The sequence below is a fragment of the Gemmata algarum genome (assembly GCF_034097035.1).
In the GTDB taxonomy this organism is placed as follows: domain Bacteria; phylum Planctomycetota; class Planctomycetia; order Gemmatales; family Gemmataceae; genus Gemmata; species Gemmata algarum.
On sequence record NZ_JAXBLV010000002.1, the window covers coordinates 71,874 to 83,438 of the forward strand.

Below are 11,565 nucleotides of genomic sequence, written 5' to 3' on the forward strand. Positions count from 1 at the left end.
AAGGCGAAAGTGTAACGGCAAAGTGCTGCATCCTTTTTGCCTTTTGACTTTACTCTTTTGCCTTGGTCTTGCACCCCGGAGGGGTCGCCGGACGTAGCACAGGGCGGAAGCCCTGTGCGGGATTCGTAGGCGCGGGGAGCGTTCACCACGACCGCTCGCCGCGCGCCCACGACGGCGAGCCGACGGACCATCCCTCTCCGCACGCATCACGGAGCCCTGGCGCCCACGCCGCCCGCCGGTTCCAGGCCCCATCCTGGGTGACGGACGTTCCCCGTGCGCTGAACCGGCGCAGGGAAGGCAGCTTGATCGCGTGGAGTCCGCTATCGGAAATACTGGTGTGATCGAGGATGAGAGTGAGCAGGGCGGGTAATGCTTCCAAGTATTTCAAACCGGCGTCCGTGATTGGGCTGTTTGACAAATCAAGCCACCGAAGGGATTGCAGCACACCAAGGCACGTAAATTCGTTGTCTGTGATTCCGGTGCAATCCAGTTTCAGTGCTAACAACCCCGGTACCCCAGCGAGTACGTGGAGCCCACCGGTCACCAAGTGGCCGGCGTAATGGAGCCGCGCGAGGCGTGGTAGCTCGCATACCGCCGCCAGCCCATCGTTCCCGAGTTCAAGATCCCAGGTCTTCAACTCTTCCAACCCGCGCAACCGTCGGAGCGATAGGAGGCGTTCGGGTACTGTCCAACTCGGATCACCCCAACCGTTGAGCGCAAGGGAGTGAAGTGCGGGTACATCTTCCAGCGGAGCGAGAAACGCGGCATCAAGTTGTCGATTCGGGAAATCGTCCCACAGATCGAGTTCCTCCAGCGCCGGCATTCGGGTCAACTCGTTTAGCTCGGCGGCGCCCAAAGGCATATCCCGGAGTATCAGTTTGCGCAGGCGTGGCAGTGCCGCTACCGTGCGCAACCCGCGTGCGGTGAGAGCGGTGCGGCTGAGGTTGAGCGCGCGCAGCGCGGTGAGTGGGGCAAGGTGCTGTAATCCCTCATCCGTTATGCGGGTGTAGCTCAGATCCAGTTCTTCGAGCCCGTTAAGCTGCGCTAGATGTGGTAGAGCGGCATCGGTGATGGTATCGCCGGTGAGGGAGAGCCGACGGAGCGTTCGCCACCGACCGATGCGCCGGACCGAATCCGCGGTGATCCGCGCGTTCCCGCCGATGTCGAGCGACCGCAGATTAGGAAGATCGGGCATGTGACGGAATTCTGCGTCGGCCACGTAAAAGCTGAGGTTAAGCTCTTCGGCGAGTGGGAACGCGGCAAGGTCTTTTAGATGGTTTTCACCGTTGAAGACGCCTCGCGAGCATGGGTCGAGGGCGGCGACGAACCCGCGCTGCCATTTGTAGAACAGAGCAAGCCAGACGGGGTCCGGGGGGAGCCAATCACGCTGGTGAGCGTGTAGCAGTTTCTCGGCGCGAGCTTCCAACTCGGCACGGTAGTCGTCATCTGCGGGGAGGCGAGCGCTTTCGATCTGCGTGCGGATGAACTCGGCCCTGGCGCGGTCGGCTTCGGAACGCGCGTGTTCGTCGAGCCAGTCCGCGTAAGCAAGGCGCGGGGCGTCCTCGTCCGGGTGCGATTGGATTGCCGCCAGCAGCGCCTGTTCGTCATTCATGACCGAATGCCTCCGGTCTCGGTTCGGTGCGAATGACTTGCCGCACGGCTCCGGGGTTCGCGGGCAGTGGGGACTCCCTGATGACCTTTGGTACGGCGGCTCTGGAGTACTGCCGCTACGATTGCTGCTTCAAGACGGCTTCGAGTTCCGAGCGGAACGTTTCCGTTTCCGCCGGCGACCCGAAGGTGTAGGAGCGGGCTTCCCAAAGAAGCGTCCGGGCTTCCTTGGTGTCGAGATTCTTCAGCCCCGAGATCGCCCAGAACCGGAACCGCTCGTCGGCACTCCGAAGTTGTCCGGCGAGGAACTCGAAGGCGGCGGGTGACTTGGCGAGGCCAATGAGTTCGAGCAGCCAGCACCGGAGGCCGTGGTCCTTCTCCTGGCCGAACTCCCCGATGAGTTCGTGAACATGCTCGCCAGCGTGCGGTCGGAGCCAGTGAAACCCGTCCTCCTGCGTCGCCGGGTCACGCGCCCTCATCATTGCCACGCACTTCTTGAAGCCGGGGAACTTTGCTTTCATCTGTCGCTCCTCCCTCAGCTTACTCCCTGTGATCTCGACCAAACCTCGCTTTTAATTGGGGGCCGTCTCCGGACAGAGAGCTTGTTGTGGCGCTCCCCGCGGGTATCGAACTGTTCGGGCCTTTTATGGGAACGTCAGCCCCCAATGGAGTTCCCGACCTTTTGGGGACGACTGCACGGCTATTGCTCGGTTTGGTAGAAGGTGATCTCGTAATCCAGAAGCCGCTCCGACGGTTCTTCAGGAAAGCTGACCACAACGGTCTTCGTCGGGAAGTTTTGGCGCAATTTTGCTGTCCACATCTCACGGAGCAGGCGACCGAGGTAAACCACCTGATGGCGGGTCGGCTCCTGTCCCGACCCCGAGAAGATGTCAATGATGTGTCGGTGGTTCATCACCGCCTCGACTGCCCGGCGGTCGTCGCCCGTTTGAGACATGAACCCCCGGTAGCTGGCTTCGTTGAACCCGGCGAACAGGACGCAGCCGTCATACTCCACGAAATCCGGCCAAAACAACTCGCCATAGGCGATGGCGTGCTCGATGCTCCCGACGCAACCGAACCACGTCAAGAGGTCGATGCCGTGACCGCCGTTCCACTGCTGTGTCTCTGGAACCAGTTCGGACATCGGCACATCGCTAAGTCGCTGCGGCATGAGGTCGCTCGCGGAAGGGGCAATTCGTTGTTCACTCCCCGATGATCTTGACCAGCACCCGCTTGGGGCGGTGGCCGTCGAACTCGCCGTAGAAGATCTGCTCCCACGGGCCGAAGTCGAGCTTGCCCTTCGTGATCGCGACGACCACCTCGCGGCCCATGATTTGCCGCTTGAGGTGGGCGTCGGCGTTGTCCTCGCCGGTGCGGTTGTGGTGGTAGTGGTTCGGGTCCGGGTTGAACGGGGCCAGCTCTTCGAGCCACACCCCGAAGTCGCGGTGCAGCCCGCGCTCGTCGTCGTTGATGAACACGCTGGCGGTGATGTGCATCGAGTTCACCAGCACCAGCCCCTCCGACACGCCGCTTTTGCGGATCGCGTCCTCGACCTGCGGGGTGATGTTCAGGAACCCCATCTTCGTCGGCAGGTTGAACGTCAGGTACTCGGTGCGCGATTTCATGGCGGTTCCTCGTTCGGGGGCGCTTCGCACATCTTATCCGGAGCGCCTTCAACGCGGACGGGCGAAGTCACTTCGCCCGAGTGGCACCGCCTCACCAGTTCGCGTTCGGCCCGACGACGAACGGTTGCGCGTCCAACTCTTTCGGGACGGACACGCGAATCGGCTCTTCCCCTTCCAGGTCGTGTCCGCCGAGCTGGCTCAACACCGCCGTGCGCAGGGTGTCGTAGTCCCTGAACACGTACTCGCTGAACAGGGTGAAGGCGGTCCACATCAGGTTGGCGCACACCCGCGGCGGCACCCGGCCGGTCGCGGCGCCGAGCCCGGGCAGCGCCAAGGACTCGATGCTCCCCGGTTCCTTCGCGTTCTGCATGTGGACCGCCTGAAAGGCAGCCGCGCACGCCAGAGCCACGTTCAACGTGTCACTGATGTCCTGGGCGGACTGCACCATTGTGGGGGTGGAAATCAGGAACCGCGGGCGGAGCCCGCCGGTCGGCACGCACGTCGCCGCGCCCACCGGCATCGTTCCGCCGTACCGTTTCGCGATCTCGTCCTGAACCAGTGCCTGAATGCGCCCGCGGAAGTGGCGATTCACGGCCGCATCCACCCCGCCGTCCATCCGCCCCAGTGAGTTGGTGGGCGTGACCCAGGCGTCCGTGCGGCGGGCGGTGATCGACCCGCGGACGATTTCGACATTGGGCACGTCTGCGAACACGGCTTCCCAGGCGTCGGTAACGGCTCGGTTGACGTCCACCAGAACGACCTTCAGTGCGGGCAGTTGAGAAGTGGTCATATGCCCCTTCGCGGAACCGGGTTGAAGACGGATTTGGTGCGGAAACGGTACCGCGCCAGGGTGTGGGGCGGCAGGTCGGTTGCAGCCGGGGCGCACGCGCGCGACGGCCCACCCGACATCGCGACGCCGGGCCGCCGGTGGCACAATACCCACCAACTCAGGAGCCCCAGAAATGAGCGCCGACACGCCCCCCGCACCCGCCCCACCGAACGACCCGCTCGCGCTGGCCGAACTGTTCGCCGGCGGGGGCGAAGACTGGTTGCCCGTTCTCAAGCCGGTGATCGAGTCGCAGTCCGCCGCCCACACGTTCATCGGTCCGAAGCGCGGGCAACAGGTCGTCCCGGTCCGCGAACTGACCTTTCAGGCGCTCAAGCCCAACCCGCCGCACAAGTGGAAAGTGGTGGTGTTCGGACAGAACCCATACCCGCGGGCCGAGAGCGCCACCGGCATCGCCATGTTCGACAACGCGTTCGGCAACTGGGCGGACAGCCAGTTCGGCAAGGTCATCACCATCCGCTGCATCATCAAGGCAGCGGCGATGTGGAAGCACAAGATCCCCAAGGCCACGCCGATCGCCGACATCCGTGCGCTGCTCAAGAAGCACGACACCGTCCAGCCGCCCGGCTGGTTCCAGGCGATGCTCACCCAGGGCGTGCTGCTGCTCAACGCCGCGCTCACCGCCAGCGCCGACGGCGCGCTCGCCACCGACCAGCACACCGCGTTCTGGCGGCCCGTCGTCGAGAAGGTGGTGGACCACATCCTGCGCGCCAAGCAGTCGGCCGCGGCGTCGGACCGCGGGGTGGTGTTCGTGTGGTGGGGGCAGCACGCCCGCAGCCTGAAAGAAGTGGTGCTGCGGCTCCAGCGGCACTACCCGGACGTGAAGGTGCGGCACATCGACCACGCCAACCCCGCCGCCCAGGGCGACGTCTTTTGCAACGGCGACCACTTCGGCGACGTCAACGACGCCCTCCGCGCGCTCGGGGCCGAACCCGTCGACTGGCTCCCGAGCGTCGGCTGGGACCGGCCCGCCTCGGTTGCGGCCGACGCGCCCGCGGACGAAACCGCTGCGCGGATGGGCGCGTTCATCACGTCCACGATGGAACTCCACAAGCTGTACCTGGAGCGGTTGCAGAGCGTTAAGGACGAAGGGCTGGCCGAACTGCCGGCCATCACCGGGCTGCTCGGGGGACCGCCCCCGAGCTTCGCCGACGCGGCGGCGGGGGTCGGAACGGCGCTGCGCGGGCTGGACGACTACTTCCGGCGGGCACAAGAGTTCGCGGGCCGCCGCGCGGGCGGGGCCGGCGCCCACGGGCTGACCGCCGACGAGATCGCGGCCGTTCACCTGTACACGTGCGAATCGGCCTTCTACCGGCAAATCAACGCCGCGCTGCGGAACCCCGACCGGGCGGTCGTCGCGCCGTACCACGACTACCTGCGACTGTTATTCTCGGCCGTCGCGCGGCTGCCGCAGCGGCGCGCGAGCCTGTGGCGCGGGGTGCCGCTCGACCTCCGGGGCCAGTACCCGGTCGGCCGGGTGGTGACGTGGTGGGGCGTGTCGTCTTGCACGTCGGAGTTGGGGGTGGCGCGGGCGTTCCTCGGCTCGCGGGGCCGGCGGACGCTGTTCGAGGTCGCGCCGGTCACGGCGGTCGGCATTCGCGCCTTCTCGGCGTTCACCGGTGAAGAGGAATTCGTCCTCGCCCCCGGCACCCGGCTGAAGGTGGTGGACGTGGCGACCGAGCGGGGCGGGCTGAGTACGATCAAGCTGGCCGAGCAGGCGGAGCAGCGGCTCGTGGCGTGAGACCGGCCGCGTAACGGGAACCGGTGACTTATGGCCGTTCCGCTCGCTCCTCAACACCTCGGGCGAAGGGCCGCTGATCCCAGCTTCGTTTCAGGCCAAGCGGGCCACACCTTTACGAAGACAGGTTTTGACAGGATCGACAGGATAAACAGGATGGAGATCGATGGATTCAAAATCCTGTTTATCCTGTCGATCCTGTCAAAATATTCCTTGCTCTTCTCGGGTTGGCCGAGGCCCCTCCGAGTGGGCCTCGCTCCGTCATGCGTTACCGTATTCCGTCGAGGGCTACCCGTAGCGCAGCGCTTCGATAGGGTGAATTTGAGCCGCGCGGCGGGCCGGGTACAGGGCCGCCAGCGTCGTCACGCCGACCGCGAACGCCACCGAACTGACCCACAGCCACGCCGGGAACACGAAGATCGTGGTGGAGAGCATCTTTTGCCCATCCATCTGCCCGGCGATCAGCCCTTGCACCCACCCGTCGGCCCAGGCCGCCAGCCCGCGCGCCAGCGCGAGCCCCGCCGCCGCACCGAACACGCCGATCAGCGCGCCCTCCGACAGGAACAGCCCCATGACCTGCCCACGGGTCGCCCCCACCGCCCGCAGGACGCCGATCTCCTTCGTCCGCTCCACGACGCTCGTGACCAGCGTGTTGGTGATCCCGACGGCGGCCACGAACAGGGCGATGAACGCGAACAGGTTCAGGCCCGCCGCGATCAGCGTGACCTCGCGCTTCGCCGCCGCGAACCACTTCGCCCCGCTGTGCGTGCGGAACCCCAGATCTTCCACCCGCTTGACCACGGTCGGCAGGTCCCCGCCGGGCGTGACGCGCACGTCCGCCGACATGAACCCGCCTTCCTTGTGCCACGGGAGTTGCTGGAACAGACGGTCGCCTGTCGCCGGCGGGAGGAATGCGTCCCCCTGTCCCAACTCCCAGGCGTCGAGCGGGGTGAGCTTCTTGCGCTCGACCCGGGTGAGGCGCGACACCACGCCGCAAATGCGGAACGTCGCGGTCGCGGTCTTCCCAGACTCGCCCGGGCGCTCGTCGGTCGGCTCCGCGGGCGGTTCGAGGAGCTTTTTCAGTTCCGCCTGTTCGGCGGCGCTCAGGTTGAACGCGCCGAGTTTGTTGGGCAGGTTCGTGCGGAGCTTCTCCAGCACCAGAAGCTGAGACAGGGTCAGCTCTTCCGGCGGGCGCTGCCCGAGCAGCGCCCGGGCCAGTGCCAGCGACGAGCTGTTCCTCACCCCCCCCCACTTCGAGCCGCACCGGTCGGCCGAGCGCGCTCGCGAGGTCCGCATCGTCGTGAACGCCGAGGAGGTACAGCGCGAACTCCGACACGACGATCTCGTCCGCCTCCGGGGAAGAAGGCAACCGGCCGGCGATGAGTCGCGGCGCGAGGTCGTCGAGCCGCCCGCTGGTCACGAACACCGGGGCGGGCTTGTCGGCGGTGCCGCCCCACAGCCGCCCCTCGCCGGTGCGGAACGTGCGCACCTCGGACACGCTTGGGATGGCCGCGATCGCGTCCAGCTTCTCGCGCGTCAGCAGCGAGAGCGCTTTCGGGGCCTTCTTGCTCTGGTACCGGTCCACCAGCCCCTCGCGGATGCGCGCCCGCCGCTCGTCCGACATGGCCCCCTGAACCGCGACCTTTTCGGGCGGGATGGTGCTCTCGTCGGGCGGCGGCTCGTCCACCCGCACGAGGACGCGCCAGAAGTCGTCGCGGCCCTGGAACTCCGTGTCGATGAACGCCCGCAGCCCGAGCCCCAGGGCGATGCTGAACGCCAGGGCGCAGGTGCCCACCGTCACGCCGATGAGCGTGAGCGCGGTGCGCACCTTCTGGCGCCACAGGCCGCCGAGCGCGAACTTCAGTAACTGGATCGGGTTCATGGGGAAGTTCGGGTGAAGGATGACGGCTGAATCATACCGGAAACGTCCGCCGCGGGTTACTGCTCCCACGGTTTCGGGTTCGTTCGTCGCCCGTGATCTTTCATCCTTTATCAAAGCCCCCTGTCGCGAATTCCGAACGGTCGATACAATTCCCAAACTTCATTTCCGTGTGACGCGCGCAGCGTTTCGCGCGCCGGGAATGGGGCAACCTTCAACCCTGTCCCTGCCGCTCCGTACCGGACCGCTCGGGCCGACCGCCTTCCCCAAACTATGGTCAACCGCAACCTTCTCCGCCAGTTCGAAGCCCACGACGAAGACATTGAGGGCCTGGACGACATCTTCACCCAGGAGATCGCGGCCTGGGTGGGCCGCGAGGACCAGGACTACGAAGCGAACAAGATCGTTTCCGGTAAGGTCCTCGAGATCCGCGGCGACGACGTCGTCATCGACATCGGCTACAAGTCCGAAGGCATCATCAAGCTGGACGAGTGGAAGGAGGACGGCGCCGACACCCCGCCGCCCAAGCCGGGCGACACGGTCGAGGTGCTGCTCGAAACCGCCGAGAGCGAAGACGGCACCATCCAACTGTCCTACCGCAAGGCGAAGCGGCAGAAGGAGTGGAACGCGGTCCTCGCCAAGCACAAGGAAGGCGACGTGGTCGCCGGGAAGGTGCTCAAGAAGATCAAGGGCGGGCTGCTCGTCAACATCGGCGTCAACGTGTTCCTGCCGGCCTCGCAGGTGGACATCCGCCGCCCGCAGAGCATCGACGAGTACATCGAGCGCACCATCGAGTGCGTGATCCTGAAGATCGACGAGCAGCGGCGCAACATCGTGGTGAGCCGCCGCAAGCTCATCGAGGACCGCCGCAAGATCCAGAAGGACAAGCTCCTCGGCGAGCTCGAGGTCGGCCAGATCCGCACCGGCGTGGTCAAGAACATCGCCGAGTTCGGCGCGTTCGTGGACCTCGGCGGCATCGACGGCCTTCTGCACATCACCGACATGGGCTGGCACCGCGTGACCAACCCGCGCGACGTGGTGCAGATCGACCAGACGCTGGAGGTGTACATCCTCCACATCGACCGCGAGAAGGAAAAGATCGCGCTGTCGCTGAAGCACAAGACCCCGAGCCCGTGGCAGAACATCGAGGCCAAGTACCCGATCAACAGCCGCCACACCGGGGAAGTGGTCAACATCATGCCCTACGGGGCGTTCGTGAAGCTCGAGCCGGGCATCGAGGGGCTGGTCCACATCTCCGAGATGTCGTGGATCAAGCGGATCGCCGACCCCAAGGAGATCGTCCAGATCGGCGACAAGGTTGAGGTTCAGGTGCTGAACATCAACCACGACAAGAAGGAAATCTCGCTCGGCATGAAGCAGTGCCAGAGCAACCCGTGGGGCGAGGTGGCCAAGAAGTACCCGACCGGCACGGTCATCACCGGCGTGGTGCGGAACCTCACCAACTACGGCGCCTTCATCGAGATCGAGGAGGGCATCGACGGCCTGCTGCACGTCAGCGACATGAGCTACGTGCGCAAGGTGTCGAACCCGTCCGAGGTGGTCCAGAAGGGCCAGAAGCTCACCTGCGTGGTGCTGAGCGTGGACCAGGAGCGCAAGCGGGTCGCGCTGGGCCTCAAGCAGATGGGCAACGACCCGTGGGAGACCGACATCCCGGCCCGCTACATGCCGGGCCAGAAGGTCCGCGGTAAGGTCACCAAGCTCACCAACTTCGGCGTCTTCGTCCAACTGGAAGAGGGCCTGGAGGGGCTGCTCCACATCTCCGAACTGACCGACGCCAAGGTCGAGTCGCCGGAAGAGGTGGTGAAGGTCGGCGACGAGGTCGACGTGAAGGTGCTCCGCGTGGACGCGAAGGACCGCAAGATCGGCCTGAGCATGAAGAACGTGGACGACAACACCGTCCCGGACGACGTGCCGGACCTGCCGATCGAGGGGCCGGAGGCCGAGAAGGCGATGGAAGAGCGGGCGAAGGCCACCCGCGAGAAGGAAGCCAAGAAGGAAGGCGGCGGCGGCGGCAAGGAGAAGGAGCAGCCGCGCGAAGGGCTGCGCGGCGGCATGGGCTCGGCCGGGCCGCTGTTCCAACTCCCCGGCGACAAGAGCTGAGTTCCCCGATCCGCGGGCCGTCCGCCCGCGGTGCGGAAATACGGAATCCGTTGACCCCGGCCCCGGCGAATACCCGGGGCCGGGGTGTTTTTATACCGGTTGCAAACCTGTGACCGGGCCTTGAACGCCGCACGAACCGAAGCGGTTTCGGCGACTTTTTCGGGCTTTGAGGGTTTTTAAATCGTTGGTCGATGAGTAGGTTGTGCTAGTTGCCAAGTGGACGCCCGCCCGGAACAGGGCAACGGTTTCGTTGCGTCGGCGCGAGTTGTACGTCCGGTGCGGTCGCAATTCCCTCCCGTCTCGGGTTTTGCCCGCCCCGCGCTCCGACAGTGTGGGTTCCGCGGCGCCTGCCGGCTGTAGCGATTTGTTGCGGCGGTCGGGTTGTGGTTTTGGTTCGCTCGACGACGCCCGAAATCCCCCTTACTTGGGCGTTCCACCCGCGCGCCGATCCAGGTTATCGTTTCAGCGGTCGATACGTCCCTGCGGGTTCGTCCGTGGGCGAGTAACGGCGCACGCGGCGGTTCCCGACCCGGCTCGCTACCGGTAGGTGGCTGCGGACTCGCTCGACGACCGCGACCGAATCGGACCTTTTGCAGACAGGATGCTCGTTACCATGTCGCGACTCCGCCGCTACCGCCCGGACGTAGTCCAGTCCCCGCTGGAAACGTACCTGCGCGAGATCAACGAAACGGCCCTGCTCACCGCCGATCAGGAGAAGTCGCTGGCCCGGGCCATCGCCCAGGGCGACACCGAGGCCCGCGACCGGATGGTCCGCGCCAACCTGCGCCTGGTGGTCAACATCGCCCGCGGGTACACCGGCAAGGGGCTCGCCCTCCAGGACCTCATCGAGGAGGGCAACCTCGGCCTGCTGCGGGCGGTGGAGGGGTTCGACCCGACGATGAACACGCGGTTCAGCACCTACGCCAGCTACTGGATCAAGCAGAGCATCAAGCGGGCGCTGGTGAACACCGCGAAGACGATCCGCATCCCGGCCTACATGGTCGAGCTGCTCGCCAAGTGGCGCCGGGCCACCAACAAGCTCAGCGACGAGCTGGGCCGCGCGCCCACCCACGAGGAGGTGGGCAAGCTGCTCGGGCTGCCGAAGAAGAAGCTCGCGATCATCAAGAAGGCCATCCGGGTGTACAACGCCGCCCCGCAGGCGGACCAGGGCGACCAGGGCTGGAGCATCGAAGAGATGCTGATGGACAACCGGGCCAAGACGCCCGACACCGAGATGGTCGAAACCGACGACCTGAAGCAGGTGCTGATCCTGCTGGAGAAGATGGACCAGCGCGAGGCGACGGTGCTGCGGATGCGGTTCGGGCTCAACGACGAGGAGCCCAAGACCCTCAAGGAGATCGGCGAGTGCCTCGGCCTCACCCGCGAGCGGGTGCGCCAGATCGAGGGCGAGGCGCTGGCCAAGCTCGGCGAGGACCTGAGCGGCGAGTGAGCCGGTACCGAGACCGCGTCCCGTCCGAACGACTCGCGCGCCGGACGCATGCCCGATCTGGTTGATGTGCGGCGGTGTTGTGGCCGGCGCCGGAGCGCGGGCCTCTGGCCCGCTTGACGTTGGCGGTTCGGTTCGGCTCTGCGGGACCTGGGGCTCACTTCCCGCGCATACCATCGGGCCAGAGGCCCGCGCTCCGGCGCCGGCACGACTCGACCCGATTAGGTATCACTTCCTCGCCACGTGCGGCGGTTCGGACCCGCTCGGCACGAGCGGAACGACACGCAGAAATTACCCACC

General features: G+C 65.8%; 10 protein-coding genes and 1 pseudogene. 4 read left to right on the plus strand and 7 right to left on the minus strand.

Annotated features, from left to right (window positions below; all coding sequences use genetic code 11):
* Positions 1-142: 142 nt before the first annotated feature.
* The 5 genes from R5W23_RS01485 to R5W23_RS01505 all read right to left on the minus strand — a co-directional run bounded on the left by R5W23_RS01485 (position 143) and on the right by R5W23_RS01505 (position 4,023).
* The gene (locus R5W23_RS01485; protein WP_320684801.1) at positions 143-1,612 is read right to left on the minus strand and encodes a TIGR02996 domain-containing protein; all 1,470 of its coding nucleotides are present in this window, start codon (positions 1,610-1,612) and stop codon (positions 143-145) included.
* A gap of 115 nt (positions 1,613-1,727) precedes the next feature.
* Positions 1,728-2,129 carry a HEAT repeat domain-containing protein gene (locus R5W23_RS01490; protein WP_320684802.1) on the minus strand — a complete coding sequence of 134 codons (402 nt, stop codon included), beginning with the start codon at positions 2,127-2,129 and terminating at the stop codon, positions 1,728-1,730.
* Positions 2,130-2,308: 179 nt separating this feature from the next.
* Entirely contained in the window at positions 2,309-2,779 is a 471-nt protein-coding gene (locus R5W23_RS01495) for a hypothetical protein (RefSeq protein ID WP_320684803.1), read from the minus strand.
* 31 nt (positions 2,780-2,810) lie between these two features.
* On the minus strand, positions 2,811-3,233 hold the full coding sequence (locus tag R5W23_RS01500) for a secondary thiamine-phosphate synthase enzyme YjbQ (protein WP_261189679.1): 423 nt from the start codon (positions 3,231-3,233) through the stop codon (positions 2,811-2,813).
* A 91-nt stretch (positions 3,234-3,324) separates the two neighbouring features.
* Entirely contained in the window at positions 3,325-4,023 is a 699-nt protein-coding gene (locus tag R5W23_RS01505; protein ID WP_320684804.1) for a macro domain-containing protein, read from the minus strand.
* Positions 4,024-4,195: 172 nt separating this feature from the next.
* On the opposite strand from R5W23_RS01505, the gene R5W23_RS01510 reads away from it, so the two are divergent.
* Complete coding sequence (locus R5W23_RS01510; protein WP_320684805.1) at positions 4,196-5,821, plus strand: ADP-ribosyltransferase domain-containing protein; 1,626 nt, start codon at positions 4,196-4,198, stop codon at positions 5,819-5,821.
* A 285-nt stretch (positions 5,822-6,106) separates the two neighbouring features.
* On the opposite strand, the gene R5W23_RS01515 is transcribed toward R5W23_RS01510, so the two are convergent.
* The gene (locus R5W23_RS01515; protein WP_320684806.1) at positions 6,107-7,114 is read right to left on the minus strand and encodes an ABC transporter permease; all 1,008 of its coding nucleotides are present in this window, start codon (positions 7,112-7,114) and stop codon (positions 6,107-6,109) included.
* A 16-nt stretch (positions 7,115-7,130) separates the two neighbouring features.
* A pseudogene (locus tag R5W23_RS32555) lies at positions 7,131-7,619 on the minus strand (hypothetical protein); the annotation flags it as partial.
* Here R5W23_RS32555 and R5W23_RS01525 point away from each other — a divergent pair.
* From R5W23_RS01525 to R5W23_RS01535, 3 genes are all read left to right on the plus strand, one after another.
* The gene (locus R5W23_RS01525; protein WP_320684808.1) at positions 7,555-7,716 is read left to right on the plus strand and encodes a hypothetical protein; all 162 of its coding nucleotides are present in this window, start codon (positions 7,555-7,557) and stop codon (positions 7,714-7,716) included. The pseudogene R5W23_RS32555 and the gene R5W23_RS01525 sit on opposite strands and share 65 nt — an antisense overlap.
* A 254-nt stretch (positions 7,717-7,970) precedes the next feature.
* Positions 7,971-9,818, plus strand: coding sequence for a 30S ribosomal protein S1 (locus R5W23_RS01530; RefSeq protein WP_320684809.1), 1,848 nt, complete (start codon positions 7,971-7,973; stop codon positions 9,816-9,818).
* A 613-nt stretch (positions 9,819-10,431) separates the two neighbouring features.
* Complete coding sequence (locus tag R5W23_RS01535) at positions 10,432-11,268, plus strand: sigma-70 family RNA polymerase sigma factor (protein WP_261189676.1); 837 nt, start codon at positions 10,432-10,434, stop codon at positions 11,266-11,268.
* Positions 11,269-11,565: the final 297 nt, after the last annotated feature.

Coding starts and splice junctions, on each gene's coding strand:
- R5W23_RS01485 (WP_320684801.1), bottom strand. CDS start 1,612: ATGAATGACGAACAGGCGCTGCTGGCGGCAATCCAATCGCACCCGGAC.
- R5W23_RS01490 (WP_320684802.1), bottom strand. CDS start 2,129: ATGAAAGCAAAGTTCCCCGGCTTCAAGAAGTGCGTGGCAATGATGAGG.
- R5W23_RS01495 (WP_320684803.1), bottom strand. CDS start 2,779: ATGCCGCAGCGACTTAGCGATGTGCCGATGTCCGAACTGGTTCCAGAG.
- R5W23_RS01500 (WP_261189679.1), bottom strand. CDS start 3,233: ATGAAATCGCGCACCGAGTACCTGACGTTCAACCTGCCGACGAAGATG.
- R5W23_RS01505 (WP_320684804.1), bottom strand. CDS start 4,023: ATGACCACTTCTCAACTGCCCGCACTGAAGGTCGTTCTGGTGGACGTC.
- R5W23_RS01510 (WP_320684805.1), top strand. CDS start 4,196: ATGAGCGCCGACACGCCCCCCGCACCCGCCCCACCGAACGACCCGCTC.
- R5W23_RS01515 (WP_320684806.1), bottom strand. CDS start 7,114: ATGCGGACCTCGCGAGCGCGCTCGGCCGACCGGTGCGGCTCGAAGTGG.
- R5W23_RS01525 (WP_320684808.1), top strand. CDS start 7,555: ATGAACGCCCGCAGCCCGAGCCCCAGGGCGATGCTGAACGCCAGGGCG.
- R5W23_RS01530 (WP_320684809.1), top strand. CDS start 7,971: ATGGTCAACCGCAACCTTCTCCGCCAGTTCGAAGCCCACGACGAAGAC.
- R5W23_RS01535 (WP_261189676.1), top strand. CDS start 10,432: ATGTCGCGACTCCGCCGCTACCGCCCGGACGTAGTCCAGTCCCCGCTG.